General features: G+C 36.5%; 31 protein-coding genes and 2 pseudogenes. 24 read left to right on the forward strand and 9 right to left on the reverse strand.

Annotated elements, in window-relative coordinates; genetic code table 11:
• Nucleotides 1-82 precede the first annotated feature (82 nt).
• Nucleotides 83-673 carry a hypothetical protein gene (locus tag MKY15_RS11730; protein WP_067206087.1) on the forward strand — a complete coding sequence of 197 codons (591 nt, stop codon included), beginning with the start codon at nt 83-85 and terminating at the stop codon, nt 671-673.
• A 474-nt stretch (nt 674-1,147) separates the two neighbouring features.
• A complete protein-coding gene (locus tag MKY15_RS11735; protein ID WP_156475958.1) occupies nt 1,148-1,297 on the forward strand; it encodes a hypothetical protein in 150 nt (49 codons plus the stop codon).
• 216 nt (nt 1,298-1,513) lie between these two features.
• On the opposite strand, the gene MKY15_RS11740 is transcribed toward MKY15_RS11735, so the two are convergent.
• Nucleotides 1,514-1,990, reverse strand: a complete 477-nt coding sequence (locus MKY15_RS11740; protein WP_342537612.1) for a hypothetical protein — start codon at nt 1,988-1,990, stop codon at nt 1,514-1,516.
• Nucleotides 1,991-2,104: 114 nt separating this feature from the next.
• Nucleotides 2,105-2,371 carry a hypothetical protein gene (locus MKY15_RS11745; protein ID WP_342537613.1) on the reverse strand — a complete coding sequence of 89 codons (267 nt, stop codon included), beginning with the start codon at nt 2,369-2,371 and terminating at the stop codon, nt 2,105-2,107.
• Between the two features lie 489 nt (nt 2,372-2,860).
• Between MKY15_RS11745 and MKY15_RS11750 the strand changes: the two genes are divergently transcribed.
• The 8 genes from MKY15_RS11750 to MKY15_RS11785 all read left to right on the forward strand — a co-directional run bounded on the left by MKY15_RS11750 (nt 2,861) and on the right by MKY15_RS11785 (nt 8,680).
• A complete protein-coding gene (locus MKY15_RS11750) occupies nt 2,861-3,100 on the forward strand; it encodes a hypothetical protein (protein ID WP_187046694.1) in 240 nt (79 codons plus the stop codon).
• A gap of 278 nt (nt 3,101-3,378) precedes the next feature.
• Nucleotides 3,379-3,774 carry a DUF4181 domain-containing protein gene (locus MKY15_RS11755; protein WP_342537614.1) on the forward strand — a complete coding sequence of 132 codons (396 nt, stop codon included), beginning with the start codon at nt 3,379-3,381 and terminating at the stop codon, nt 3,772-3,774.
• Between the two features lie 333 nt (nt 3,775-4,107).
• A complete protein-coding gene (locus MKY15_RS11760) occupies nt 4,108-4,683 on the forward strand; it encodes a TetR/AcrR family transcriptional regulator (protein ID WP_342537615.1) in 576 nt (191 codons plus the stop codon).
• A 113-nt stretch (nt 4,684-4,796) separates the two neighbouring features.
• Entirely contained in the window at nt 4,797-5,642 is an 846-nt protein-coding gene (locus MKY15_RS11765) for an alpha/beta hydrolase (protein ID WP_342537616.1), read from the forward strand.
• A 91-nt stretch (nt 5,643-5,733) separates the two neighbouring features.
• A complete protein-coding gene (locus tag MKY15_RS11770) occupies nt 5,734-6,795 on the forward strand; it encodes an alkene reductase (RefSeq protein ID WP_342537617.1) in 1,062 nt (353 codons plus the stop codon).
• Between the two features lie 98 nt (nt 6,796-6,893).
• Nucleotides 6,894-7,892: an NADP-dependent oxidoreductase gene (locus MKY15_RS11775; protein WP_342537618.1), complete on the forward strand. Its 999-nt coding sequence runs from the start codon at nt 6,894-6,896 to the stop codon at nt 7,890-7,892.
• A gap of 120 nt (nt 7,893-8,012) precedes the next feature.
• Complete coding sequence (locus MKY15_RS11780) at nt 8,013-8,456, forward strand: PaaI family thioesterase (protein WP_342537619.1); 444 nt, start codon at nt 8,013-8,015, stop codon at nt 8,454-8,456.
• A gap of 89 nt (nt 8,457-8,545) precedes the next feature.
• Nucleotides 8,546-8,680: a hypothetical protein gene (locus tag MKY15_RS11785; RefSeq protein WP_342537620.1), complete on the forward strand. Its 135-nt coding sequence runs from the start codon at nt 8,546-8,548 to the stop codon at nt 8,678-8,680.
• 202 nt (nt 8,681-8,882) lie between these two features.
• Here MKY15_RS11785 and MKY15_RS11790 read toward each other — a convergent pair whose 3' ends face one another.
• The gene (locus MKY15_RS11790; RefSeq protein WP_342537621.1) at nt 8,883-9,428 is read right to left on the reverse strand and encodes a cysteine hydrolase family protein; all 546 of its coding nucleotides are present in this window, start codon (nt 9,426-9,428) and stop codon (nt 8,883-8,885) included.
• A 121-nt stretch (nt 9,429-9,549) separates the two neighbouring features.
• On the opposite strand from MKY15_RS11790, the gene MKY15_RS11795 reads away from it, so the two are divergent.
• A complete protein-coding gene (locus MKY15_RS11795) occupies nt 9,550-9,990 on the forward strand; it encodes an Lrp/AsnC family transcriptional regulator (RefSeq protein ID WP_187046702.1) in 441 nt (146 codons plus the stop codon).
• 262 nt (nt 9,991-10,252) lie between these two features.
• On the opposite strand, the gene MKY15_RS11800 is transcribed toward MKY15_RS11795, so the two are convergent.
• The 3 genes from MKY15_RS11800 to MKY15_RS11810 form a co-directional block, all read right to left on the reverse strand.
• Entirely contained in the window at nt 10,253-11,434 is a 1,182-nt protein-coding gene (locus MKY15_RS11800) for an MFS transporter (RefSeq protein ID WP_342537622.1), read from the reverse strand.
• Between the two features lie 40 nt (nt 11,435-11,474).
• Nucleotides 11,475-11,927 (reverse strand): MarR family transcriptional regulator, encoded by a 453-nt coding sequence (locus MKY15_RS11805; RefSeq protein WP_342537623.1) that lies wholly within the window; start codon nt 11,925-11,927, stop codon nt 11,475-11,477.
• A gap of 335 nt (nt 11,928-12,262) precedes the next feature.
• A complete protein-coding gene (locus MKY15_RS11810) occupies nt 12,263-12,598 on the reverse strand; it encodes a helix-turn-helix domain-containing protein (RefSeq protein WP_255428583.1) in 336 nt (111 codons plus the stop codon).
• A 210-nt stretch (nt 12,599-12,808) separates the two neighbouring features.
• Here MKY15_RS11810 and MKY15_RS11815 point away from each other — a divergent pair, with 210 nt between their 5' ends.
• The 4 genes from MKY15_RS11815 (at nt 12,809) to MKY15_RS11830 (ending at nt 15,177) form a co-directional block, all read left to right on the forward strand.
• A complete protein-coding gene (locus tag MKY15_RS11815) occupies nt 12,809-13,681 on the forward strand; it encodes a hypothetical protein (protein ID WP_342537624.1) in 873 nt (290 codons plus the stop codon).
• 85 nt (nt 13,682-13,766) lie between these two features.
• A complete protein-coding gene (locus tag MKY15_RS11820; RefSeq protein ID WP_342537625.1) occupies nt 13,767-14,612 on the forward strand; it encodes a Sir2 family NAD-dependent protein deacetylase in 846 nt (281 codons plus the stop codon).
• 100 nt (nt 14,613-14,712) lie between these two features.
• Complete coding sequence (locus MKY15_RS11825) at nt 14,713-14,928, forward strand: hypothetical protein (protein ID WP_342537626.1); 216 nt, start codon at nt 14,713-14,715, stop codon at nt 14,926-14,928.
• A gap of 30 nt (nt 14,929-14,958) precedes the next feature.
• A complete protein-coding gene (locus MKY15_RS11830) occupies nt 14,959-15,177 on the forward strand; it encodes a DUF896 domain-containing protein (protein WP_342537627.1) in 219 nt (72 codons plus the stop codon).
• A 104-nt stretch (nt 15,178-15,281) separates the two neighbouring features.
• Here MKY15_RS11830 and MKY15_RS11835 read toward each other — a convergent pair.
• Nucleotides 15,282-15,380 (reverse strand): annotated as a pseudogene (locus MKY15_RS11835) (AsnC family transcriptional regulator); the annotation flags it as partial.
• Nucleotides 15,381-15,498: 118 nt separating this feature from the next.
• Between MKY15_RS11835 and MKY15_RS11840 the strand changes: the two are divergent.
• The 6 genes and pseudogenes from MKY15_RS11840 (at nt 15,499) to MKY15_RS11865 (ending at nt 20,729) form a co-directional block, all read left to right on the forward strand.
• A complete protein-coding gene (locus tag MKY15_RS11840) occupies nt 15,499-16,269 on the forward strand; it encodes an MBL fold metallo-hydrolase (RefSeq protein WP_342537628.1) in 771 nt (256 codons plus the stop codon).
• A gap of 28 nt (nt 16,270-16,297) precedes the next feature.
• A complete protein-coding gene (locus MKY15_RS11845) occupies nt 16,298-17,503 on the forward strand; it encodes an MFS transporter (RefSeq protein ID WP_342537629.1) in 1,206 nt (401 codons plus the stop codon).
• A 358-nt stretch (nt 17,504-17,861) separates the two neighbouring features.
• Nucleotides 17,862-18,260, forward strand: a pseudogene (locus tag MKY15_RS11850) (aminomethyltransferase beta-barrel domain-containing protein); the annotation flags it as partial.
• A 17-nt stretch (nt 18,261-18,277) separates the two neighbouring features.
• A complete protein-coding gene (locus MKY15_RS11855; RefSeq protein WP_342537630.1) occupies nt 18,278-18,997 on the forward strand; it encodes a cytochrome c biogenesis protein CcdA in 720 nt (239 codons plus the stop codon).
• Between the two features lie 533 nt (nt 18,998-19,530).
• Complete coding sequence (locus tag MKY15_RS11860; RefSeq protein WP_342537631.1) at nt 19,531-19,872, forward strand: transposase; 342 nt, start codon at nt 19,531-19,533, stop codon at nt 19,870-19,872.
• A gap of 5 nt (nt 19,873-19,877) precedes the next feature.
• Complete coding sequence (locus tag MKY15_RS11865) at nt 19,878-20,729, forward strand: IS3 family transposase (protein ID WP_342537632.1); 852 nt, start codon at nt 19,878-19,880, stop codon at nt 20,727-20,729.
• Nucleotides 20,730-21,011: 282 nt separating this feature from the next.
• Here MKY15_RS11865 and MKY15_RS11870 read toward each other — a convergent pair whose 3' ends face one another.
• Nucleotides 21,012-21,677, reverse strand: coding sequence for a hypothetical protein (locus MKY15_RS11870; protein ID WP_342537633.1), 666 nt, complete (start codon nt 21,675-21,677; stop codon nt 21,012-21,014).
• A 118-nt stretch (nt 21,678-21,795) separates the two neighbouring features.
• On the opposite strand from MKY15_RS11870, the gene MKY15_RS11875 reads away from it, so the two are divergent.
• On the forward strand, nt 21,796-22,113 hold the full coding sequence (locus tag MKY15_RS11875) for a hypothetical protein (RefSeq protein ID WP_342537634.1): 318 nt from the start codon (nt 21,796-21,798) through the stop codon (nt 22,111-22,113).
• A gap of 436 nt (nt 22,114-22,549) precedes the next feature.
• On the opposite strand, the gene MKY15_RS11880 is transcribed toward MKY15_RS11875, so the two are convergent.
• Nucleotides 22,550-22,780 carry a hypothetical protein gene (locus MKY15_RS11880; RefSeq protein WP_342537635.1) on the reverse strand — a complete coding sequence of 77 codons (231 nt, stop codon included), beginning with the start codon at nt 22,778-22,780 and terminating at the stop codon, nt 22,550-22,552.
• Between the two features lie 262 nt (nt 22,781-23,042).
• On the opposite strand from MKY15_RS11880, the gene MKY15_RS11885 reads away from it, so the two are divergent.
• Both MKY15_RS11885 and MKY15_RS11890 read left to right on the forward strand, forming a co-directional pair.
• Nucleotides 23,043-24,893, forward strand: a complete 1,851-nt coding sequence (locus tag MKY15_RS11885; protein WP_342537636.1) for a T7SS effector LXG polymorphic toxin — start codon at nt 23,043-23,045, stop codon at nt 24,891-24,893.
• A gap of 6 nt (nt 24,894-24,899) precedes the next feature.
• Nucleotides 24,900-25,598, forward strand: a complete 699-nt coding sequence (locus tag MKY15_RS11890; protein WP_342537637.1) for an SMI1/KNR4 family protein — start codon at nt 24,900-24,902, stop codon at nt 25,596-25,598.
• The last annotated feature ends 250 nt before the right edge of the window (nt 25,599-25,848 follow it).

A 25,848-nucleotide genomic window follows, 5' to 3' on the forward strand; every position in this document is an offset into this window, starting at 1 on the left:
CCCCATTATTTTTATTCGCTCTTAGAGCTGAATTATTAATCTTCAGACAACCTGTTCTTTGAAATGTAAGGGGAAGATTTGTATGGAAGAAAGGATTTTATTAGTTCTATTTACCTTTATTATACTAATCATTTTGGCAAATAAGTTCTTTGGAACACACTTTATAAAAATGGTTCTACATATAACGTTGTATCTGTTTGAAATTATTTTAGTAACCTATTTGATGAATATAACTTTTCTAGAGTTGGATTTATTTAACCCACCTTCAAATTATTTTGAAGCTTTAAGAAACTATATGTTCTTTTTCAGTATTTATCAACTCGTTTTGATAGTAACTTTTAAACTGTTAGATTCTACAGAGGTGGATGCATTAAATACAATAAAAAAGCATATTGATCAATCTCAAGTATTTGCTGAATTTAATAAAGAGATACCTGATAACCACAAAGAAAGTTTGCTGTATTTAATCAAATCTAAGAAAGTAACCTTGAATAACAAATATCGTAATTTTAGTAGAAGAATATTAGATTTAATTGATGGCTATAATAAAGGAGATTTACCTAAAGATGAGTTTAGATGTATTTTAAAATTGGAATCTCTAGAATTGGATTTGCATGTAAAAACATTGGGTTATGGTTGGAGCAATTCGGTTTTATTGAGAATCTCCAAATAGCATTTTATGATTTTAAATTCATAATTATCGGCCCTGACTACCTAATAGTACTGATGAAAGTTCTCAGTTAAATTTGAATTGCTTTAAAATCCGACAATGATCTCCCCATACGGGACGTCTGAGCTTGAGTTACGGGTCGGAGGGCTCGGCTCCGTCAGAAACGGCAACTTATAATAACAGGCAAAACAAATAACAACCTATCATTCGCAACGTAAGCTGCTGAATCTGCTTAGTAGTTCCATCGCCCATGTGGCTATTGCAAGGCTCACTCTAAGTGGGATAAGATGACTCTTGCCTCCTCAGGTAGATGAATGTTGTGAATTTTTGAATTATATTTTGTGGTATGTATAGCTGATATAGTATTTTGATTATTTACAATGATTGATGTTTACCGAAAGATAGAGTAGTCTATAAAAGAGAGCATTCGTTCCTCGTCTGTTACTTTAAAGTATAATGTGAATGGTGGTGATAAAGATGGCTGTTAAACATACACCAACTGGAATTGTGCATAATGGTACAAAAGGCGGAAATACTGGTTGCGGATTCAACACAAGTGAAAATTCTAGCCACTGGGAAAATACAAGTTCTAAAATAACTTGTGATAAAAATGGTTGTAAGAATTAATTATACATAATAAAATGCTAGGAACTATACAGTTGCGTATTGATAAGCAGCAGTAAAGTTCCTTTGCTATGATGATAGCCATATGCATTCCCTTGATCTATATGGATGAGTGAGTGCTGCCTGTGCACCGTTAAAAACAGACACTACTCAGAATTGATTTGAATTGTGTGATGCACAAGAAGACAAAAATAAAGTGGCCTATCTTTGCTTATTCTTCTAATTCAATTCTTCAGCAGCCTTCTTCATTAACTGATAAGTAACAGGGTTACTAAAGTCTAATTCAGTTATATCAAGGCTTTCAGTGGCAAAATAAAGATGCTCTAGCCAGTCGTTGTTATTACACTTTATGGCTTCCACACATTCTTTTTCAATGTGTGGAACACTTATTTTCTTCCCCAATTGCTCAAAAGTTTCAATAGCCTCTAGAGCTCCTGGCCAATTTCTATCTTGTAGTAAGCTTGCCAGTTTGGGCAATGCTTCTTTATTCCTCGGGTATCCCATATCCTTGATAATTCCTACACCATTTTGCCAACATGGTTTTCCGTATTTAGGAATTATAAAACCAACCTTTTCCGGCTGTATCTCGGAGAGTATCTCCATTGCCTCATCTTGAATTTCTTGAGGTAGGTGCCAATTCAAATTATAAACATAGTAGATAATTTCTTCATCTTCAAGATTTAAATAATCTGGCATAATCATACTCCTTAATTGCTTAACGATACTGAAATCGCCTGCAAAAGTTTTGTGACCTCATGCGGTTTTTGTTTTGAATCAATCCAGCCCTTCATAGCAGAAGATTTTACAGGTTTAATAGATACATGGTTTTATTGCATCTACTACTGCCTTCAAAACTTTCGTTCCGGCGACAGCTTCTTTGGTGGTCGCAGTAAATTTCCCCTTTGGCATATTTAAATAATAAGATAATCCTCCCGTATCTTGTGCTCTAGGCGTAAGCTTATAAGCCGTAGAGGATCCCCCTCTATAGATAATTGTTGGATTTTTACGTTTTAAACGTGATTCTACTTCAGCTACAATTTTGTCCTTTGATACGGCAACAACGGAAACTAAAGCCACTGCGAGCGCCATCGCAATTAAGTGTTCAAAAGCCCATGTGGAACTGGGATTAGCAATGGAATAGCAAACACTGCGTCTACAGTAATGAGTGCTGCCTGTGCACTGTTAAATTAAGACACGATTCAGAATCAATTCGTATTGTGTGATGCACAGGCAGACAAAACTTTACATCAATGGACAAGCCAAAATGTTAACTGATAATAGAGATAAATATTGACGAAATATTATGTTTTCGTCTACACTTTTCATAAGGAAGCTCCTTTCTGTAGAGTAGATAACTGATTAGTCGTCAGTTTCATTTTACAGAAGGAGCCCTTTTTTCGTATTAATTTAACTTTATTTCTGATTCCAATCCTTTTTTACGTTATTTTACTGCTATGCAACGCTAGTGGGCAACTGGTACTCTTGTAGAAGGGGAGTCAATCCGCAACTCTTTTCCCACCAAACAATAAAAGAACATTTCATTTAAAAATGAGAGGATGAGTAAAAATGGATAATTCACAAGAGAGAATCTGTAAGTTTCTAACTCAAAACAAGTTAAAATTCATCAGTGAAGATCAAGTAGCTAAAAAGTTCGGATACAAGAACATACTGACTTTTTACATTGGGAAAGAAGGATGGTCAGCCTATGGTATTGATGGAAGAGACTTTAAAGGTCGAAACCATCAAACATCTAAGGTTGGATTTCTTATTACTGAGTATAAAGAATTTGAGGATGGTGTATATTAAAAAGCTGAATTTATGGGAGGGGAAAGAGTTATCTAATAGAAAATAAAAGCAACATTTTAAAGCGCTAATAGAACTTTGTGACACCCGTTTAACCCCTATAATGGGGCTTTAGCAAGTTCATATATTGGGGTAGGCGGTACGGGGCTATTCCCCTTGCAATTATTCCTGAACCATTGCCATATTGAGTAAGTGCTGCCTGTGTACGTTGCAATAATATAGTTAGTGGTAGAAGTAGAAGGAATTTAGAATGGAGTTGATTTTAAATGGGGTACCCTGGAATGCCACCCGGGTTTTGGGTAGAACTTATTAAAATACTATCAGTTGCTATTTTACTGGTTGGCGTTATTCCAGCTGTTTTTCGTTATAGAATGGGTGCAAGTAAAAAGAAATGGTTTTCATATAATCATATAAATGAATTTCATAAAAAAGTCGATTGGACACTCCGTATAGTTTTTGTGATTTTTTTAATAACTAGTGCAATCCTTTTTACTAGTCAGCCCTTTATAACATATATAATATGTGGTTTTTTTATACTAACTCAAATCGGTGTTCAAGCATATATAGAATGGAGATTTTCGGATAACAGAAAAGACTTTCAGGTATCACTAATCCAGCTTACCTTAACTTTTATTACCTTATTTGGATTCATCTTCTGGTTAGAATATTTTTCATAGGAACAATTAGTTTAAGTAGATTTAATAAAGCAAATGAGCGCGATTGTTGGCTAAATACTTTTTTGAAAGGGGAGCTTTGGCTACTCTTTTTTTGTGTTGTTTGCGGTTTTCCCTTAGTTAGTGCTGCCTGTGCATCACACGATTCAGAATTAATTCGAATTGTGTGATGCACAGGCAGACAAAACTTGGAGTTTAATTCATTCTATGTTTTTTCTTATTCTTTACTAATCGTTCTAGAAATGATATTCTAAGAGAAGTTAAATTAGTTGCAGTTAAATGTCCTATAATTAGAATGTTCATTCTTGTTAAGGTGCTCGTATTTAGGGAGGAATTATGGCTAGAAGTAAAGAGTTTGATGTAAATCTAGTATTAAGAAAAGCCATGGAGCTTTTTTGGCAACAAGGGTATGAAAAAACATCTATGCAAGAGCTAGTAGACTATATGGGCATTCATCGCAGAAGCATCTACGATACGTTTGGCGACAAACGTACATTGTTTTTGAGTGCCTTATCTCACTATGAAGAGTTAATTACTAGTGAAACGAAGAAGAGAGTAGGTTCAAAATTACTGGTAAAACAAGGGATACGAGAAGTGTTTAACATGATAATTTACCCAAATCTTAATTTGCCAAAAGGATGTTTGTCTGTAAATGCAGCTGTTGAATTATCTTTGCTTGACGAGGAAATTGCAACAAAGATTGCAGAAATGTTTACAAAGACAGAAGCTCTCTTTTATGAGCTGCTGAAACATGGGCAGAAAAACGGAGAAATATCTAAGAATCATGATCCTGAAGTATTGTCTCTTTTTCTTCATAATTCACTTGTAGGGTTACGCGTATTAGTGAAGATTGAGGCTGATAAAAAGAAATTAGAAAGCATTATTGACATGACACTTTCAGTGTTAGACTAACTTTCTTTTTTTTTACATTTCTAGAACGAACATTCTAGAAATGCAGATGAAATTGCAATTAATTTATAATTTATCAAATCAATCCGAACTCACCGTTCGAAAGGGGAAAAATGATGTCGAAATTTACAATTCCAACTGAATCAAGTTATATCGAAGCTGGAGGGATCCGATTTGCCTATAGAAAGTTTGGCCAAGAAACAGGAATTCCGCTAGTTTTCTTCATTCACTTCCGCGGAACAATGGAAAATTGGGATCCTAATATGATTGGTGTTTTAGCTGAAAGTCGACCTATTATTCTTTTTGATAATGCTGGTGTCGGTGAATCCAGTGGTGAAACTCCGACTACTGTAGCTGAGATGGCAAAGGATGCAGCGACTTTCATTAAAGCACTTGGCTTAGAGAGAGTCGATATCCTTGGTTTTTCAATTGGCGGATTTGTTGCACAGGAGTTAGTATTGCAGCAGCCAAATATGGTACGACGCATCGTCTTGGCGGGAACTGGTCCACAATCTGGTGTCAATGATCCTAGAAAAGACGTGTATGAAGCGATGACTCAAGTTGGTGGAGATGAAAATGATGCTCTGGAGAATTTCTTGCTCCTATTTTACGGTCCGACCGAAACGAGTCGGACGGCTGGAATATCTTCATTAAAACGAATCTTGAGCCAGAAAAAAGTGGAAAGTTCACCTCAAGTGCTCGATGCGCAATTACAGGCAATCTCCCAATGGACTGAGCGGGATCCTGAACAGAAATACGACTGGTTGCAGAAGATTACGCAAGCGGTACTCGTGACTAATGGGGTTAAAGACGTCATGGTTCCGACCGAAAACAGTTATATTCTTACGGAAAACTTACCTAATGCACAACTCATTATTTATCCAGACTCCGGACATGGACATCTATTCCAGTACCCAGAACAGTTTGCTGGACATGTAAAGCTATTTCTTGATTCTAAGTAATTAAGGGGTAGAAGACAATTAGTCATAGATAATCAATTATTACTAACCACTTTATGCTTAGAGTGTATGACAACAAAAAAGGAGAATGAAAATGAAAAAATTATTTGAAGAGGTTCGTATTGGAGAAGTTATATTGAAAAATCGTCTAGGTATGTCACCAATGACGAGAAATAGAGCTTTAACTGATGGTACCCCAGGAGAGTTAGCGGCTGAATATTATGGCCAACGTGCTTCTTTTGGTTTAATCATAAGTGAAGGTACACAACCTTCAAATGATGGTCAAGGGTACTTAAATACACCTGGGATTTATACACCATCTCACATAGAAGGTTGGAAGAAAATAACGAGTCGTGTACACAATGAAGGTGGCCGCATATTCATTCAGCTCATGCATGTAGGGCGTGTTTCACATCCTGACAATACACCACATCATCGACAAGCAGTTGCACCTTCTGCTATTGCACCTGGCACAGAAATGTTTACAGCTGAGGGGATGAAAGATATCCCGACGCCTAGGGAATTAGGTCAAAATGAGCTAAAAGAAGTCATTCAAGAATTTCGTACAGCCGCAGCCGCAGCAATTGAAGCTGGAGCTGATGGAGTCGAAATTCACGGGGCAAATGGGTATCTAATTCAACAGTTCCTTAGTGAGAACTCAAATCATCGTCAAGATGCCTATGGTGGTTCAATTGAAAACCGGGCTCGATTTGCAATTGAAGTAACTAAAGCAGTCATTGATGAAATTGGTGCAGAAAAAACGGGAATTCGGTTCTCTCCTCAAGGGACATTGAACGGAATTGAGGAAGGTGATACAAATATTGAGATGTATCGATATTTAATAGGGGAATTAAATAAGCTTGATTTGGCTTATCTTCATATTATGTACTTTGGCAATGAACCCTTATTACAAGAAGTACGTCAATTGTGGACACAACCACTAGTGGTAAATAGAGCGGGACGTCCACTTGAACAACTTACTGTGGACTTGGATAATGGTCTAGCAGATGTCGCAACAGTAGGGATTTGGGCACTAGCAAATCCAGACTTCATTGAGCGTATAAAGAAAAACGCTCCCCTAAATGAACCGGATGTAACTAAGCTCTATGCTGGTGGTGCACAGGGTTATACAGATTATCCTAAAATGGAAGAATAAAAATCTCAATAGCAGTAAGAATAAGTGAAATGATGAATGGCGTACAACTAAAAATTGTACGCCATTAGATTTTTAAGTGGAAAGGAAGCTAGAAAAGTATGAAAGCTGCTCAAATGCAGAAATACTCAAAAGGAATTCAAGTGGAAATAAATAATGTGGAAATACCGGAAATCGATAATAACGAGGTGCTTGTTAAAGTAAAAGCAGCAGGTGTAAATCCATTAGATATTCTGATTTTAAATGGCAGTGTCCGAATGATTGCTGATTATGAGTTTCCACTAACATTAGGCAATGAACTATCTGGTGTTATAGAGGCGGTTGGTAAAGATGTTGTTGATTTTCAGGTTGGCGACAAAATTTATTCGAGATTGCCGGTGAATAAAATAGGAGCTTTTGCTGAATATGTGACGGTCAAAGATGATGCTATAGCTAAAATGCCTGAAAATCTATCCTTTATAGAAGCGGCTGCGGTCCCCCTTACTGCTTTAACAGCTTATCAAGCATTGAAGGATGTACTCCATGTTCAGCCTAATACAAAGCTATTTATTCCTGGAGGAACCGGTGGCTTTGGTGCTATGGCAATTCCCATTGCTAAATCAATGGGGTTATATGTGATTACAAGTGGCAGTGAAAGAGGTCGATCACGTACACTGTCGATTGGGGCAGGTCAATTTATAAATTATAAGGAAGAAAACTATGCTGAGGTTCTATCCAATATAGATTATGTGATAGACACCTTAGGTGCAAATGAAATAAAAACGGAACTTAGTATTTTAAAACCTAAAGGGAAATTAGTATCATTGAAGGCTGCACCCAATTATCGCTTTGCCGTTGAAAATAACCTTCCAATGTGGAAAAGAATGTTATTTGGTTTAGTGGGTGCTCGTTTAGACCGTTTAGCAGCAAAAGATAAAAAAGAATATCACTTTTTATTTGTGCAAGCCAATGGAAGACAGTTACAAGAGATTACTAGTCTTATTGAAAATGAGGATATTACGGCTTCAATTGATTCAACTTATAAATTTGACGACATTAATCAGGCATTACATAAAGTTTCTACTGGCCACTCGCAAGGTAAAGTTATTGTAACTTTCTAAGGGAAGGGGCGAATTTGATATCTATCAGCTTATCATTTACCCAGACGATGGACATCTTCACCTGCGTAGTTGAAAAATACGCTTAAAAATTTAAAATTTATTATTTAGGAGACGTGGATAATGAATCACTTAGAAAACTTAAAGAAAATGATGACGGGTGAAATACCTGAACCCCCAGTTGCACAAGTACTTGGTTTTAAGGTGGTAGATGTTGAAGAAGGTAGAGTTGTTATAGAAATAGAAGCTTCTGAAAGATTGCATAATCCGATGGGCACGCTGCATGGTGGGATACTTTGTGATATAGCTGATGCTGCGATGGGATATGCTTTTGCTAGTACGCTTGCTGAAGATGAACTTTTTACGACAATGGAAATTAAATTAAACTTCCTTAAACCTATTTATGAATCGAAACTTCGAGCTGAGGGAAAATTAATTAAAAAAGGCGCCACAGTTGGACTACTGGAATGTCATGTATATGATGAAAAAGGAAGTCTTGTTGCTCATTCAACTAGTACGTGTATGATTTTAAAAGGAAATTCTAAACAAAAAAGAGTAAAGAAATGAAGTTTTGAACGAATAGAGAATTTAACTCTTTTTTCACGAATCGTTTATGTATACAAATAAAACGAAGATTAAATTCACGAAGGGATCTGGTGAAGAAAATGAATAATTTTCTAGCAATGGTATTAGATAAAGTAAATGATCAAACAAAGTTAGAATTCAAACAATTAAGTATGGATGATCTTCCGGAAGGGAAAGTAACCCGGATTTCAGGATTTGGTCAGTAATTTACCCATAAAAAGTTAAATTAGATGTGGTAGTAAAGGATGCCATTACTGTATAAGTCAAAATAAATACGTAAAACTTCGTATAGTTTTCCGACTAATATCCGATGACCGTTTCTGAAAAACGAAAAAGTTAAAAGGCGTTTGGGAATAAGCGTATTCCCAAATGCCTTTTACATTTATTTGTTCTTTAAGATTGTGTTTCTTATTGCAGGAAATCCTCAGTCGAAGTTATAGCGCAATACATACCGTTAAGTGCGCCGACAAATGCATAATGAACCTGTTCTGCTGGAACGGCCTTACCTTCATAAGATAAGTCCCTTGTCGCACATGCATCTTCAATAAGAGTTGTTTCATAGCCTAAATCCACTGCAGCTCTAACTGTTGCATCAATACACATATGAGTCATCATACCGACAACCACTACCTTTGTTATTCCTTTTTCTTTTAATTTGCTTTCCAAATCAGTCTTTAAAAAACTATTAGGGAAATGTTTGATGATAATGCTTTCGTTTTCCAAAGGATGAACAGTTTCATGTATTTCGGCACCTTCCGTATCTGGAAGGAAGAATCCTAATGCTGGATCAGCTGCGATATGCCGAACATGGAAAATGTTTTCATTGTTGTTCTGTCTAAACGATTCAAGAACTTTCGCAGCATTAGCGGCCGCTTTATCTGGATTAACTAATTCCATCTTTCCATTTGGGAAATAGTCATTTTGAATATCTACAATAATTAGAGCTGTGCTCATTATTCTCCACCTCATTTACAGTATTTTGATACACTATAATCATAACTCGTATATTGATTTGTATCGATAAGTTGATGAAACACTTTTGTCTCAAAAAATTTCACGGTGAAAGGAATGTATTATGGAACTTGATAACATTGATTTTCAGATCCTTCAATTATTATCCAATAATTCACGTATTCAATGGAAAGACTTAGGTGAACAAATTCATATGACGGGACAAGCAGTAGGGAATCGTATTAAAAAACTTGAGGAAAGTGGTGTAATTAAAGCTTACACTCTACTAGTTGATGAAATGAAATTAGGATTTTCTTATACAGGGTTTGTAATTATTTATATGAAATCAGCAAACCATGATTCATTTATACGTTTTATTAATAATCAAAATGTGGTAGTTGAAGCTCACCGAGTATCGGGAGAAGGCTGTTACCATTTAAAAGTAAAGGTAGATTTACATGAAACGTTAAATGCATTTTTAGATAAAATTTTAGAATTTGGGAACTATAAACTATATCTTTCAATTAATGAAATCAAGCATACGCATCCAATCAATGCTAAATAAGTTGGTTATTTATCTCGGATAGGGTCGTAGTAAACTTTCACAATTTCTAGTGGTGAGCTTCGTTTTATTTTATCTAAGGACTCATGCAAGTTGAAAAAAGCAACTGAGAGTAACGGATTACTCAAGGTTGCTTACAATTTACTTGTTATTAGATTCGAAGCGTTTATAAGGGAGTATAGCGACAATGCCCAAAATAGGTCCAATCGCTAAGAGTGTAACTACCCATTCCCAGCTAAAGATTTTTTGGGAAATAGGCATTAGTTTAATCGAGTTGAGGCTTCTTTAATTTTGTACTTGAAATAACAAACGCGATGACAAGCACAACTGCGGCAAATGCATACGGCATATCGATGTTGATATCAAATAAAATACCGCCAATAATCGGTCCTATTATGATGCCTAAGCTAGTGTAAGCAGAGTTCATTCCCGCAATATACCCCTGGTTTTCCCCAGCGATTTTTGATAAAAAGGATGTCACAGCAGGGCGTAAAATGTCACCAGAGAAAAACACAATGCTCGTAATGACAATCATCGTCCAGTAACCGTCTATTAAAATCGTAATAAAGATAAAAATAGCGGAAGATAGTAAGGTTAAATTAATCAGCATTCGTTCACCAATTACATTGACCATCTTATCAAAGAATAAAATTTGAGCGACAACTCCAGCGATTGAGCCGACTGTAATAATGATCGAAATATCACGGACCGTAAAGCCAAGCTTTTCGTCGACGAATAAGCTAAACATCATTTCATAAACGGCAAGTCCAAACGCTAGTACGAACACGACCAGTAGTGGTGTGAAGTACTGTGGCTGAAAAGATTTTTTAAACTCCTGAATAAACGCTGGTCGTACACTGTATGCCCGATTTTTTTGTAGCTGCTCTGTTGAAATCGAATCGTCTAATACAAGGGAAATAACAATGGCAGTAATCAATGAAATGGCAGCAGCAAAGAAGAACGGTGCGCGTATCCCAAACTCTGCAATAAATCCGCCAATTCCTGGTCCAATTATAAATCCTAAACTAATCGCAGCCGATTGATAACCTAACGCTTTTGCACGATTTGCTAGCGTCGTTTTATCGGCAATATACGTAACAACAGCGGGCATAATAAAGGCGGCACCTACACCGCCAAGTAGACGGCTCACAAATAATAGCCACGTTTCATTTGAAAAGCCAAACAGTGCCTCTGAAAATGAAAATAACAAAAGACCGATGACCATCATTTTTTTACGGCCGATTGAATCGACCCATGCACCTGTAAAAGGGGAAGCCAGAAACTGCGCAAGGGCCATCGCGGCGAACAAGTAACCGACAACGGAACCACTTAATCTTAGGTCCTTCGCAATCGATGGCATAACTGGTGCGGCAAGTCCCATCCCCACAAAAGCAATAAATAAACTAGATAATGCAAGTGCAATAGACACTTTCTCTTTTCGATTCATAATTGATTACCTCTATTTAATGGTCAAACAATTCACGGTCCTATTTGTTGGAGGATGAAATGGATGCATTCACTTTCTTCATTGTTTGTAATACATTTTGCAATTGTTCTAAATCGATGTCAGCGAAGTGCTCTGTCATAAATTCTTTATCTGCTTCATCGCTTAATGCCTGATAAGCGAGACCTTCTTTTGCTAATACGATGAAAAACTCGCGATGATTAGTTGGATTGGCCTCACGTTTGATAAAATTTCGTGCCTCGAGCTTCGATAATACTTGGCTCACAGCACTTTTAGAAATCGCGAATTTCTGGGCGATTTCATTTGCCGTGATACATGGATTGTCCTTCACAAAAAATAAAATCGTATCTTGCTGTGCAGTTAAATTATAAGCATTGAACTTTTGCGCGTTTTTATTGTATAAAGTATAATTTAAGTAATATTCACTAAAAACGACAATCAGTTCTTTAAACATTATTTGATGATTTGCAAGCATAATATCCTCCTTATACTTCGGTTAAGTAAACTAAACTTAACTGATGAAATGTATCTTATATGTTAAAGAACTTTTTGTCAACAATTTTTTCAATTCACAAAGAACGTCTAGACGGTACATTTGGATATATGAAAAATTTGAGAAGAGCTTGTTATGCACCAAAAGCGAAAGATAAATGCCAAGCACTACTTACGGGAACGAAATTCACCAAAAGTCAGTGGAAATAATTCAAATAAAAAATGGTTCCAATCATCAAATACTGATGAATGGAACCATTTTTTCTTTGACTCTTCAGGATTAAGTCAACCTTGCAATATACCTGGAATTTCACTCTTTTATATTTCCTTATTATGATCTCCCCATTGGCACATCGTCTGGATAATAGGCCAAAGCGTTTGCCCCTTTTCAGTCAGGCTATACTCAACCTTTGGAGGGATTTGTGGATATTCCTCACGATGGACTATACCATCAGCTACCATATCCTTAAGTGTAGAACTAAGCGTTTTATAAGTTATTTTCCCCATCATACGCTGAAGTTCATTATAACGAACCGGGCCATTTTTCGATAAATTGTAAATAATTAGTAGCTTCCATTTCCCGTTAATAATAGAAAGTGTGTAACCGAAAGAGGTTTCTTCGTTGTCAGCAACAATCATTTTAGAATTATTCATATCTACACTATCCTCCTGGATAGTATGCGTCATAAAAGTGCATACTTGTTTGTTGGTTCATATCCACTATATAATATATTTAGATTCAAGTAAAGGAATGCTTTACAGGCAAAACATATATTGAACCTCCCGCACTTTAAATTTGTTATTGAGGGAAAACTATATATGCGTGAATTTCTACAAAGAAAAATCAATAGGAGGACAAAAAATATGTTAGCACAACAATACCAAAACAACATAGACACATTACTAAACAAAATCCAAGAAGCTGAGGCAATTGTGGTAGGTGGCGCTGCTGGAATGTCTGAGGCTATCGGACACAGTTTTTATCATACTGATGAAAATTTTCTGAAGCATTTCGGGAAGTTTGCAGATAAATATGGTATTAAAAACCTTTTTGATGGCTTTTATTACCGTTTTTCTACAAGTGAAGAACGATGGGCTTTTCTTGCTACTGAAATTAAATTTTTACATGATGCCGAAGCCGGTCGCCCCTACCTTGATTTATTGCAACTCCTTCAAGGAAAAAACTATTTCGTTGTTACAACGAATCAAGACGCACAGTTTTCCAAGACTTTCCCCGATGAGAAAGTTTCCCCAATTCAAGGGGATATGCGTTATTTTCAATGTGGCTCCCGTTGCCATGATCATGTTTATTTTAATAAAGAGCAAGTCGAGAACATGTATGCAAACATAAAGGGAACTAGCATCCCGACAGAGTTAATTCCAGTATGTCCAGAATGTGGGCAGGAAATGGAACCATGGGTGCGCTCTTATGTATTTCTGGAAGGAAGCTCTTACCAAGGGGAATTAAGAAAATACAATGAGTATCTTATTGAAAACAAAGATAAAAAAGTTCTCTTTCTTGAATTAGGTGTTGGAACAATGACACCCATGTTTATTAAAGAGCCGTTTTGGAACATGACTTACAGTTTTCCGGATGCCTACTATATTACAATAAATCCTAAAGATGCGGTCGTTGCTCAAGAGTTAAGTGAAAAAGGACTTGCCATTAAAGAAGATATTGCACGTGTCTTACAAGATGCTTTGAACGGAAAGGGAAAAAGAGATTCGGCTATTTGATAAGTAGGGAGCAATTCGACTACGCATTACACGAATTCATTAAGTAAAATAGATTCATCAAAATTTTATATAAATGGAGGATCATATGGAAGAGAACTATCAAAACGTTTTAAGCAAAATCAAGAATGCGGACAGTGTTCTAATTGGCGCAAGTAACGGCCTCGCTATTTCGGGAGGTACTAATATTTTTTCAGAGGATTCGTCCTTTCTGGAGCATTTTGGAGATTTCCGCAAGAATTATGGTTTTCGTAGCATCCTACAAGGAGCTTTTTATGCATATCCTTCCGAGGAAGAGAAGTGGGCATTCTTCAGCCGTATGTACGCCTACTTTTTAAACAACCAGGAAGCAAGTCCTGTTATGAAGCACCTTTATGAACTGGTGAAGGATAAAAATTATTTTGTGGTTACCTCTAATACAGATTCTCATTTTACGGATGCAGGATTTCAGAAGGAACGCCTTTTTGAAATAGAGGGCAATAGTCGGTATTTGCAATGTTCTCATGGGTGTCATCATCAAATTTACCAAGCTGACGAAATATTGAGTGAAATGGCCCGGAACCAAGAAAACGGAAAAGTACCTTCAAACCTTATTCCTAAATGTCTAGAATGTGGTGGCCCAATGCAAGTCCATGTCGAGGTCGATCGTAATTTTCTAAGAGGTGAGGCATGGCAAGCCAGCTTTCAGGCTTATCAGGATTTTATCGATAATGCTCATGGTGAAAAAATAGTCTTACTGGAATTAGGTGTAGGTGCAAGAAATCAATTGATTAAAGCTCCATTTATGAATTTAGCTAACTCAGAGATAGACGCTACCTATATTACCTTTAATAAGGGGAGTGAGCTTTATATTCCAGATGTCATTGCTGATAAATCCATTGGTATCGACGGCGATATCGCGGATGTGTTAGAGCAATTAGTACAGCTTAAATAAGCTGATTTGCCTTAGTAGAAAACTAGGGGGAATGACTAATTTTTCTGTCAACTATTCTGGATAAACCTGTCTGCCAGCTCATCAAAGAGCCTTATGAACGATGGTATACATTCATGGAGCAAGAAGTTTAGGCGTAGAGAAGGTCCATACTGTTGGGGTAACGACGGATATTTGTGACTTTTTAACAGTTGCAGGAGCAGACGCAGAAGGATTCAAAACAGTCATTCATAAAAGAGGGGTAGCAACATTTACTGATCTGGGAGAAATAATGGTAAACCATATAAAATGTTGCTTCCATACTCAAATTATTGAATAACTACAAATTCAATTAGGACGGTGAAAAAACATGTTGGACTTGTTACCACGAATTAATGAATTAGCGAAAAAGCAGCGTGAAGAAGGATTAACAAATGCAGAAAAAGCCGAGCAGCAAGTGCTTCGTGAAGATTATTTAGGTGCTATACGCGGGCAAGTTCTCCATACTTTCTCAGGAATGAAGATAGTGGATTCGCTTTTAAATGATGTAACGCCTGAAAAAATTCGTAAATTAAAAACAAAAGATTAAAAGTGTATGGAAAGGAATGGGTAACTTTCTGGATAATGAAGTGTTAGATGAATTTTTGCAGGACTTAATTGAGCACGCGAATTATAAATTGTCGATTGTCATTAAGCTGTACCTGTTAAGTGCAATTTTTTCCCTAGTTCTTTCATGGTAATACGGCTATTTTTGGATAGCTCATTTTAAATTTGAAAGTCTGTTGTATCCATTAACTTTCAATCCTTTCATTAATAAAGTTAAACACTAAATATACTTTATTTATGTTGTGTATTTATTTTTTACACAGATGCAAAATTGACGTAACCAATTAAAAGGAGAGATTCTACTATGAATATTCATCAGATTCGCAATGCAACATTAGTCATAGAATACGGAGGGAAAAAATTTTTAATTGATCCATTTCTTGCAGATAAGGGCACATACCCAGCTTTTCCAGGTTCAGCAAGAGAGGAATACAATCCTTTGTTTGATTTACCTGTTTCAATTGACTACCTCATTGATGTAGATGCTGTCATTGTTACTCATCTACATTTAGACCACTGGGATGACGTAGCAAAAGTGGTTTTACCAAAAGATATTAAACTATTTACGCAAAATAAGGAAGATGCGGAAGAAATTAAGAGCGCTGGATTTGTAAATGTGGAAGTTTTAAAAGATAGCACCACCTTTTTTGAAGGGATACAGCTGATAAAAACAAAAGGAGAACACGGTCGAGGTAAAACACGGGAACTTATGGGCAACGTAATTGGTCTAGTTTTCAAAAATGAAAAAGAAAAAACCTTATATCTAGCAGGGGATACAGTGTGGTGTACACCTGTTCAAGAAGCAATTGAAACGCACAATCCTGAAGTGGTTATTTTAAATGCTGGAGATAACAAGTTCTTCGAATTAGGCTCACTTATTATGGGGAAAGAGGATGTCTACGAAGTACACAAAGCTATACCAAGCGCTAAAATCATAGCTAGCCATATGGAAGCTGTCAACCACTGGGGATTATCCAGGAAAGAGCTGAGGAAATATGCGGTTGAAAAAGGTTTTTCTTCCCAATTACTTATACCAGAAGATGGCGAATGCAACGACTTCTTAATAAAGAAGTGATTATTAAACACGGGAAGGGGTTTTTATATTGAGCCAAGCAAATTCAAAGTTATGGACTAAAGATTTTATTATTCTTTCTTTAGTCAATTTCTTTTTGGTCCTAATATACATGTTGTTAAATGTAATAATTGCGCTTTATGCTGTAAACGAATTTAATGCATCTACTGGACAAGCCGGCGTAGTAGTCGGCATCTTTATCATTGGAGCATTAATAGGTCGACTGGTTACTGCAAAAATTATTAACAGAGTTGAATACAAACGAATATTAATTATTGGGCTTATCTTTTTTACAATAACAATACTGCTTTACTTTATAGATTATGGTCTCCCCTTATTAATTGTTAGCCGGTTTTTAAATGGACTAGCTATGGGAATAGCAACTACAGTAATTGGTACAATAATTGTTCTTGCCATACCGCAGTCAAGAAGAGGGGAAGGTATTAGTTACTTTGCTGTTAGTACAGCATTAGCTACAGGACTGGGACCTTTTTTAGGTCTATATATGACTCAACATACTGAATTTAATATCATTTTTCTTTTCTCCCTTTTACTTGGAGTCGCTAGTATGATAATCGGCTTCTTAGTTAACGTACCCATGGCTCCGAAAACAACAGAGGAAAAACGCGGAGGATTTAAGATTTCGAATTACATTGAACCAAAAGTTGTACCAATAGGTATTATTGTTCTTTTAATGACTTTCAGCTTTTCAAGTGTACTTTCTTATATAAACCTTTATGCTATTGAATTGGATTTGGTTAGTGCTGCTAGCTTTTTCTTCAGCATTTACACCGTCAGTGTATTGGTATCTAGACCATTTACTGGAAAATTGGTGGATCGTAGAGGAGCAAATTATATTATGTATCCGGCTTTTTTACTTTTTGGAGCCGGATTGCTTCTTCTTAGTACAGTGGATAATTCGTTAACCCTATTATTAGCGGGAGGGTTAATTGGTCTGGGTTTTGGAAATATTTCTTCTATCAGTCAGACTGTAGCCACCTTGAAAGTAACACCTGAACGCATAGGATATGCTACCGCTACTTTCTTCATCTTTTTTGATATAGGGAATGGAATAGGTCCGTTTATTTTAGGGGTTATAATTCCTTTCACAGGGTATTCAACTATGTATGCGATTCTAGGAATTATGGTCTTTGCTGTATCCTTTCTTTATTATTTTTTACACGGGAAGATGGAAAGAGAAAATCGAATACTCTCATTAAAAGACAAAGATCATTAATGAATTCAGTTTTTATAGGAAAAGGAGTCATACTTGGCTCCATGCTAAAGGGAGAAGAAAAACTGTCCATAAAATGAATGGCGGCGGATTAATTGGGACCATCCTGGTTGATGAAATACCAAGGGTGAAGTGAGTGGGTATGTTTCAAATCCCCATGCATATGCAGGGCTGTTGGCCAGGTTTCCATTGTAACGGGGGAAAACAGTGAGGGTTTTGCCTCTTATCTACTGCATTCAGAACAAATCGCCCCTCTGTTACTGTAGGTGTACTAGTAAATCCGGACTTGACGATTCAAGTTGTTGGTGGTTTTATTATTCGGCCGATGCCGAACACAAAAGACGAGACAATTTGTTTCATTACAATTGGGCAGAGGCATGGATTGGGGATTGGTGGAAATGGTGAACCTTGGTTTGTAATTGGTAAGGATCTTGAAAAGAATGTACTATATGTTGGACAAGGCTTCCACCATGAAATGTTATATTCAGACAGCATCATTACTGATAATGTTAGCTGGATTTCAAAGGGATCTATACCTGATACATTTGAATGTACTGCCAAATTCCGCTATCGCCAGCCGGATAATAAAGTAACGGTAGAACGGTTGGATGAATCCAAAGTTAAAGTCACTTTCCACGAACCAATTCGTGCCATAACGCCTGGACAAGCAGTTGTCTTCTATCAAGGAGAAGAATGCCTCGGTGGAGGAACCATTAACCAAGTGTATCGTGACGATAAACAACTAACATATGTTGGCTAAAATGGGAGGGATCATTAATGGCAGACATTTCTATTTTACTTGCATTCGGTGCAGGTGCACTAACTTTCATATCGCCTTGTGTATTTCCACTTTATCCTACATTTTTATCGTACATTACAGGAATGAGTGTAGCTGAAATACAACTGGGTGAATTAAAAGGACAGCACAAAGCAATTTTGCATACAATTTTCTTCTTATGTGGATTTTCAATCATTTATTTAGTATTTGGTTTTGGAACAGTAGGAAGTGCAACTCTCTTAGAGACGTGGTATTTTCAATATGGAGATGTAATTCGACAAATTGGTGCTATTTTAATGGTGCTCTTTGGATTGATTACGATTGGGTTACTCCAACCAAAATTTTTGATGAAGGAACATAAACTGCATATTCAAAATAAACCAGCTGGTTATTTAGGTTCAGTAGTAATTGGATTTGCTTTTGCAGTGGGGTGGACACCTTGTATGGGTCCAATTTTAGCAGCTACATTAGCACTTGTAGGTGCAAATCCATCACAGGGTCTATGGTATATGGCAGCTTATGTGTTAGGTTTTAGTATTCCTTTTCTTTTAATGGCATTCTTCATTACTAAATTTACTTGGATAAAAAAATATAGTGGCCCTGTAATGAAAATTGGCGGAGGAATTATGATAGGTATGGGAATTATTCTGTTTTTTGATAAACTTACAATTATCAATTCATTAGTACAACCGATGTTCGGAGATTTCCAAGGATTTTAACCTATCGAGAAATAAAAGTGTGTTAATTGAATGGAAGCGTCAAATAAAGTCCAACTGTTAACCCGGGGCATGGGCTAAATCGTGCGGGAATGAGCTATTGAAACATGAAATGATTAAATTCACAACAGGGTTTGTAAAATCACTGGCATAAAATTAGCATACTATATGATATAAAACGAATATTTTTTGCAATCTTGAAGTCGTGCTCCATCGTGAGTACGGCTTCTTTTCCTGTGGACGGATAGAGGTTAGAATACGTGTAGAGATCGTTGCTACGTCGATATGCTACCATAGATATGATGATCCCTTTTAATTGACGCTGTGCAATAAACAATAATGAACAACTCACCAAATTGTATAAAAATATAGGAAGATTAGATATTGATGTAAAATCCTAATCCACTCCTTATAAATATGTAATTGTAGTGAATTGCCGTAATAGTATCGTGTACAGTGGTCGCCCCCCTTAAAACGGACAAAATAGGGTATAGAATATACAAAGCCTTATTATTCTATTTAAAGGAGAGGTTATTATGTATATTCGGAAAAAGTTAAAAAAGCGTCGTTCAACATTTGAAACAAAATTATATGCGGTTACACAAGTGATAGAGTTCAACCGAAACAAAAGGCTTGTTGCCGAAGAAATTGGCTTCAGTGTAAATTCAGTAATTAATTGGGTCAAAACCTTTGAACAGCACGGTGAGACTGGTCTTCAATCGAAAAACCCAGACTTACTATCAGATGATAGGATTGAATTAGAACGCCTACGTTGCTTTAAGACGAAATATTATCAACAACAAGAGGAGATTGAAATTCTAAAAAAGTTCCAGGTCTTTCTCAAGGAGAACGAAAACAAAAGTCATATGATGCCATAACTTCTTTGAGAAAGGAATATTCGGTTGAAAGACTTTGCAAGACACTTGGTGTATCAAAAAGTGGGTATTATGATTACATGAAGCGCCCACAACAAGGACCATCAGAACGCGATCTTCGAGATATTAAAGCTATAAAACGAACGTATAATAAGAGCAAAGGTACTTATGGTTGTAAACATATTGCAGGAGAACTTAAAGAAAGAGGCCATATTATAAACCATAAACGCGTGGCCAGATTAATGCATGAATTGAATTTAGCATCTAAGATAAGAAAGGCAAGAATCACTAGAGAAACAAGAACAAACCTTGTTGGCCATGTTTATCCAAATATATTAAATCGAAATTTTGATGTAGATTCTCCGAATCTAAAATGGGTTATGGACCTCACCGAAATCAAAGCAGAGGGCGCAAAACTGTTCATTTCAGCTATTGTTGATTTGTTCAATCGAGAACTAATTGCGCTGGCTGTTGGTTCCAGGCCGATTTATGAGCTAGTGGAAGCTACTATTAATATGGCAATGAACGAACGTGATCTTCAGTCAATGAAAGGCATTCTCTTCCATACCGATCAAGGAAGTGTCTTTACATCACTTCAGCACCATAAGAAATCAAAGGAACTTGGCTTTACGCCAAGTATGTCGAGAAAAGCAAACTGTTGGGACAACGCGGTCATTGAAAGTATCTTTTCTCACTTCAAAACCGAATTTGATTTTCATTATCCTTTGAATAATTATGCACAGGCTAAAATCGACTTACTGGCCTTCCGCAACTACTTTAACGATGAGAGAAGCCAAAAACGTTTAGGGTATAAGACACCTAAAGCTTTCTTGGAAGCGCACTTGTTACCTCAAAGCTAGTATTTAACTGCGTCCGATATATAGGGGGCAAACCACAGGTACCTAAAATTAAATCGCTACAATACAGTATTCTTTTGCCTTTTCTTCTCGCGTTAGACGGTTCCAATGACTTCCGTTCTTCCCCTGAATATGATTACATGATAGTGTAACCATTGTTTTCAGCTCCTCCTGTTTGGTGGGGATCGTATATCGGGAGTTCTGTGATTGGCACTTCTCCAATACCCTGAAAACAATGGTTTTTTCATTCGCCAACTAGCTAGTAACATAATAGGTACGCGAAATTCAAACATGTAGCTGTTTTGTTATCAATCTTCGTTTAGTCCAAATCAATGTAAATATCAAAATTAGCTCAAATGCGTTCGTCACTGCTCCACTATCTATATTTATAGGTATAGCACTTCCAATAGTCATAACAACGGCACCTATAAAGAAAACTGGCCATTTCGTTTTTTTCCATAAGATCGCACTTGCCACAATGAGAATTAGTGTAACTAATAACACCATAATAGGAGGGCCTGTCGCTTCTTCTACATTTGAATAGCTGATGGCTCCGTATTCTTTCACTACTTCAAGTTCCAACCCCATCACTTCTATCGAAAATTCTAATACGATTAAGCCAACTGTATAAAGAATACCTAAGATGACTAGCCACTTTTTCTTTGCCCATTCAATTCCACTTTCCCGTAACGTACCAATCGAATACATAACGAGTAAGGGTGTTAGTAAAGCATGTAAGCAAAAACGAGAGAAGTTTAAGCTTTCTAGTAACTCTCCTTCACCAATCCACTTACCTGTTGGCAGTAGCAAGTTATCATAAATAAGCGGCAATATTACTATATAAATAACACTAGTCCATCTTGCTAAATCTTGTTTTCTAATGCCGTATAATCCCCAAATCAATAATGTCGCATATAAAGCAGCATAAAGAAAATATAAAAACGTATCCATTTAATCCACCTCCTTTCTAATCCATTCCCAAAGCCCATTAGTTATAACCAGCAAATTTAATAAGGGTACCCACAAGCGTTTCGTAAGCTATGGACCGTCCGAAAAAGAAGAAAGCGATATGATGGCTGTATTACTTGCACATACACCCTTACGTCGAGAAGGCGAAGCTGAAGAAATCGTTAAAGTTGTAGGTTTCTTAACAAGTGATGCGGCATCTTACGTAACAGGTATCGATAAATCAAAAAGCAGGCATGCCAGCACATGTCTGCTTTTTACGATGTATGAGATCCGTCCGTGTGAACGTCCATGGCGGCCGGTATATACTACTGAAATCAACAAAGCAGCTCTGACTCAGACAAAGGGAGGGGATGCAAATGTGGGGTACACGTTACTCATTCATTCAAAGATAAAAAAGCCTAATCCCTCCGTATCTTAGGCGAGGAATTAGGCTTATCATTTTCAACAATAGCACCCGATGATTGAATAAGTATGTTCATCACCTATTTTCTTTCTTGTCCCTATTGGTGAAAAACGTAGACATCAAAACTATAAAAACAGGCAATATACTCCATAAAAAGAATCCCCAATTATGTGTAATTAAAGATAATACTAAGAAAAAAGCAAGTGCTACAATTGAAATGTAAACCGTACGTTCTTGATATTTATTCAACATACACACCCCTTTTTGGTATTGGAAATATTTTGCGTGAACTTTAACATACATTCTCCATTTAATGGCTCTATCACTGCACAAATTTATTTCGTTATCGTGCACGTTTTTGAGACTGCGTTATTCAACAAAATGACTCTATTCCTAAATCGGTACAGAACCTCATTCTAGAAAAGAGCCTATTTATCGAACAAGTTGAAACTTACTTTTTAGGCATAGCGAATGTCGCAGAAATACCATTGATTTCTTCGATTTTCTTAAATATTTCATTAAGAACTTCTAATGCTCTTTCATTTGATTCATACTTCCCTAAATCTTTACTCCATTCGTCTAAAGACGAACCGCTAACAAAACCTTTTATTTTTTTCCCGTTTACAGTAACTTCTTTTACATTTATCAAACTGTGCTTATCTTGTGTAGAAATCCATAACATAGAAAAACTCATCCCCTTCGTTCAAATTTATCCAAATTATACCACGATTTAGCCCGATTATTGAAGACAGTTCTTCTTGAAATTCAATCAAACGAGTACAATATGTATGTAAGGGCCTATTTGACGCTTACGGGACAAGTCACTCATTCAATCATGAAAGTTCATACAAACTTGTTTGTTCCATTAATGATCGGGTGAATACACTTTGAAAAGATATGAACAATAACTCCATCTTTTTTAAACGCTAAATGAGGCAATGCCTATGAAAATATTGGATGTAGATTTATTTCAGGATGGGCTACAGCGCAACATTACTATGTTGGACAGGCTAAGCAGTGAAATGGAAGCGATCCACCTTGCAGTGGAGGGTCTAGTGCATATGGAGGAACAATTTAAAGGAGCGGGTGGTAATGCCATCCGTTCCTTTTACCAGGAATGTCATTTACCATTTCTTCATTTTTTTCAGTTGTTTTCCGAACAGTTCAAACAAGTACTTCAGCAGATGGAGGCAGCACTTCATTCACTCGAACCTGATTCATCTGGGTACATAGTAGAACAATTCCTTGAGGGAGAGCTAGAACAGGGCCTTACGCTTATTGGTCATCTCACGGATAGTTTGACGGATGAGGCAAACAGTATCATGGATCAGGTGAGTGATATTGTCGGACTGCCCCACTTAGATGATAGCGGAGTGCAGGAGGGAGTCATTCGTTCTAAGAGAAAACGTGATGATACCAACTCACAACTGTATGAATTTGATGCAACTCAGACTACTGCACTACATCCCATTGAACAAGATTTGCAGACGATGAACACGTGGCTTACGGATATGGAGGGACTGTTCCAAGCAGGAGTAAAGGACATCAGCTTCGTGCCGAGCCAATGGAATGTTCTGACATTTAGAAGTGAAATTAGAACAGAACTGTTCCCAAAAGTGTACTTAAATCCAAATGACTTATGGGTAAAGGAACATCAACAGCTGATTGGTACGATGATTACTCCAGCGACTTTTCAAACCCTTGAAGGGAAAAAAGTGAACACTGTCGAAGAGAATCTGGATGAAAATGGTTTACTCATTAAAGAGTATGTTGTTGGCCAAACAGTTTACTATGAAGTTGTTTCCCAAGTTGACTATAAGGAAGAAGAGACCGTTAAAGTCGATAAACCGAAAGAAAACAAATTACTTGATTCTTTTCAGTTTGGGTTAGATTTAGCAGGGCTTATACCTGTTGTTGGTGAAGTAGCAGATGGCGTAAATGGTGTTATCTATACGGCAAGAGGGGATGCATTAAATGCGGTCCTTTCTTTTGGAGCGATGATTCCAGTTGCTGGCTGGGCAAGTACGGGTGGGAAATTAGCCTTAAAAGGAAACGATTTAAATCAAGTAAGAAAAGTGGTAAGTACAGAGAAGGTGGCGTCCATCTATTCCCCAATCTACCAAGATGTCGTCAACAGTCCATTAGGAAAAACTCAAAATCAACTAGATATCTTAACTAATACTCATTACCAATTGGGTAAGCCAAATGCCCTTGCATTCAATATGCCATTTCCAAAAACAGATATTCCTACGAGTATCAAAGGTGGAGATGTCAATGTTAAGGTTGAAGTGAAGAATGTGGATGTTGGGGCTAAGGGTACGGATAAAAACATTACGCAAGGTGCAAGATATGGGGAAAGGAAAATTTCCGATGAGACATATGCTAAAGTAAGAAGAGCATCGCCATCTTCTAAAATACAAAAAGAAGTTAATAAAAATATTGATGATATTATTGGAACTGAGGATTTTGCTTTACCCGGAAAAATAATTGAAAAAAAACTGCATGCAGATCATATTGTTTCTCTAGAGAAAATAGCTCGTTTGGAAGGTTTTGAGACATTGACTTACCAACAACAGAAGGAAATTGCCAATTTTGTAGAGAATTTTAAAGGTCTTAGTGAAGCAGCTAATACATCTAAAGGTTCAAAATCATTTGCAGATTGGAACATCTACAAAAAAGAAAACATTTTGGTGAATCCTGTATTTAGGGAAAAAATGATATTAAAAGAAAAAGAACTAGAAATTGAGATACAAAAGATGACAGATGAATTTAATAGGATAAATAAAAAGGAGTGAATTCGGGTGGATAAGTTATCTTCATTAAAACAATACAGAAAATGTATAGAGTTTGTATCTAACAAAAACTTACTCAATATAGAAAAGGAAAATATGCCTGAAAAATGGATAGAGATATTTAAAGAAACAGATAAAGCTAGAAAGAAAGATAAATTAATAGCTTTATGGAATGATGTGTGTGAAAAAGAATTGAGCAATACTATATCATACTTGAAAGAGAATTTATTAGAATTTGAACTAATTGTAGATAATGGACAATATGCAGTACTATACAGCGTAAAGAGTGAAAATGACGAAATTCTTTATTACGAAGGTGGTATACCGACCAGTTCTATTTATATTTCAGAAATGCAACAAGATTGGTCAAATGTTCCAGAATCTATTAAGAGGTTCTATGAAAAGTTACACAATGGGTTTTATTATCTGCCAAGTAGAGCTATGGGACTAGTACCAGTGGAAAGCAGTACTCATTTTGAGGATTATGAATGGGGAATACTTGAAGAATTAGATGAACCATTAGGAATTAATATGGCTACAACATATGGTTTTTTTGAAAACGGCATGGGAGGATATGTTGCTATAGATTTAAACAACTGTATCGATGATGTAGCGACATTATGGTTTACCAATGATAAGCCTGAATATAATGTGGATTTCTGGGATATTGTAGATGAATGGATTGTAATAGGGCTTCAAGATAATTAAAAAAACATGCAAATAATTAGAAATAGCAATATTCTATTAGTCTACCACTCACAAAGTAATCTTACTGAGGTTAGTCAAAATCTATAACTCATGTAGATTGTACCAAAGAATACTTGGGTTATGAAAAATAAATATGATAACTGGCGATATGACATTTGAAACATACGAAATATTGTTGCAGGGAACTAGCCAAAAACTTACGTAATTAAACAAGCTCGTGGGTTTACAGATAGAATTAGTAATGAATTAC

The organism is Sporosarcina sp. FSL K6-1540, from assembly GCF_038620285.1.
GTDB lineage: Bacteria > Bacillota > Bacilli > Bacillales_A > Planococcaceae > Sporosarcina > Sporosarcina psychrophila.

Coding starts and splice junctions, on each gene's coding strand:
- MKY15_RS11730 (WP_067206087.1), top strand. CDS start 83: ATGGAAGAAAGGATTTTATTAGTTCTATTTACCTTTATTATACTAATC.
- MKY15_RS11735 (WP_156475958.1), top strand. CDS start 1,148: ATGGCTGTTAAACATACACCAACTGGAATTGTGCATAATGGTACAAAA.
- MKY15_RS11740 (WP_342537612.1), bottom strand. CDS start 1,990: ATGCCAGATTATTTAAATCTTGAAGATGAAGAAATTATCTACTATGTT.
- MKY15_RS11750 (WP_187046694.1), top strand. CDS start 2,861: ATGGATAATTCACAAGAGAGAATCTGTAAGTTTCTAACTCAAAACAAG.
- MKY15_RS11755 (WP_342537614.1), top strand. CDS start 3,379: ATGCCACCCGGGTTTTGGGTAGAACTTATTAAAATACTATCAGTTGCT.
- MKY15_RS11760 (WP_342537615.1), top strand. CDS start 4,108: ATGGCTAGAAGTAAAGAGTTTGATGTAAATCTAGTATTAAGAAAAGCC.
- MKY15_RS11765 (WP_342537616.1), top strand. CDS start 4,797: ATGTCGAAATTTACAATTCCAACTGAATCAAGTTATATCGAAGCTGGA.
- MKY15_RS11770 (WP_342537617.1), top strand. CDS start 5,734: ATGAAAAAATTATTTGAAGAGGTTCGTATTGGAGAAGTTATATTGAAA.
- MKY15_RS11775 (WP_342537618.1), top strand. CDS start 6,894: ATGAAAGCTGCTCAAATGCAGAAATACTCAAAAGGAATTCAAGTGGAA.
- MKY15_RS11780 (WP_342537619.1), top strand. CDS start 8,013: ATGAATCACTTAGAAAACTTAAAGAAAATGATGACGGGTGAAATACCT.
- MKY15_RS11790 (WP_342537621.1), bottom strand. CDS start 9,428: ATGAGCACAGCTCTAATTATTGTAGATATTCAAAATGACTATTTCCCA.
- MKY15_RS11795 (WP_187046702.1), top strand. CDS start 9,550: ATGGAACTTGATAACATTGATTTTCAGATCCTTCAATTATTATCCAAT.
- MKY15_RS11800 (WP_342537622.1), bottom strand. CDS start 11,434: ATGAATCGAAAAGAGAAAGTGTCTATTGCACTTGCATTATCTAGTTTA.
- MKY15_RS11805 (WP_342537623.1), bottom strand. CDS start 11,927: ATGCTTGCAAATCATCAAATAATGTTTAAAGAACTGATTGTCGTTTTT.
- MKY15_RS11810 (WP_255428583.1), bottom strand. CDS start 12,598: ATGAATAATTCTAAAATGATTGTTGCTGACAACGAAGAAACCTCTTTC.
- MKY15_RS11815 (WP_342537624.1), top strand. CDS start 12,809: ATGTTAGCACAACAATACCAAAACAACATAGACACATTACTAAACAAA.
- MKY15_RS11820 (WP_342537625.1), top strand. CDS start 13,767: ATGGAAGAGAACTATCAAAACGTTTTAAGCAAAATCAAGAATGCGGAC.
- MKY15_RS11825 (WP_342537626.1), top strand. CDS start 14,713: ATGGTATACATTCATGGAGCAAGAAGTTTAGGCGTAGAGAAGGTCCAT.
- MKY15_RS11830 (WP_342537627.1), top strand. CDS start 14,959: ATGTTGGACTTGTTACCACGAATTAATGAATTAGCGAAAAAGCAGCGT.
- MKY15_RS11840 (WP_342537628.1), top strand. CDS start 15,499: ATGAATATTCATCAGATTCGCAATGCAACATTAGTCATAGAATACGGA.
- MKY15_RS11855 (WP_342537630.1), top strand. CDS start 18,278: ATGGCAGACATTTCTATTTTACTTGCATTCGGTGCAGGTGCACTAACT.
- MKY15_RS11860 (WP_342537631.1), top strand. CDS start 19,531: ATGTATATTCGGAAAAAGTTAAAAAAGCGTCGTTCAACATTTGAAACA.
- MKY15_RS11870 (WP_342537633.1), bottom strand. CDS start 21,677: ATGGATACGTTTTTATATTTTCTTTATGCTGCTTTATATGCGACATTA.
- MKY15_RS11875 (WP_342537634.1), top strand. CDS start 21,796: ATGATGGCTGTATTACTTGCACATACACCCTTACGTCGAGAAGGCGAA.
- MKY15_RS11880 (WP_342537635.1), bottom strand. CDS start 22,780: ATGTTATGGATTTCTACACAAGATAAGCACAGTTTGATAAATGTAAAA.
- MKY15_RS11885 (WP_342537636.1), top strand. CDS start 23,043: ATGAAAATATTGGATGTAGATTTATTTCAGGATGGGCTACAGCGCAAC.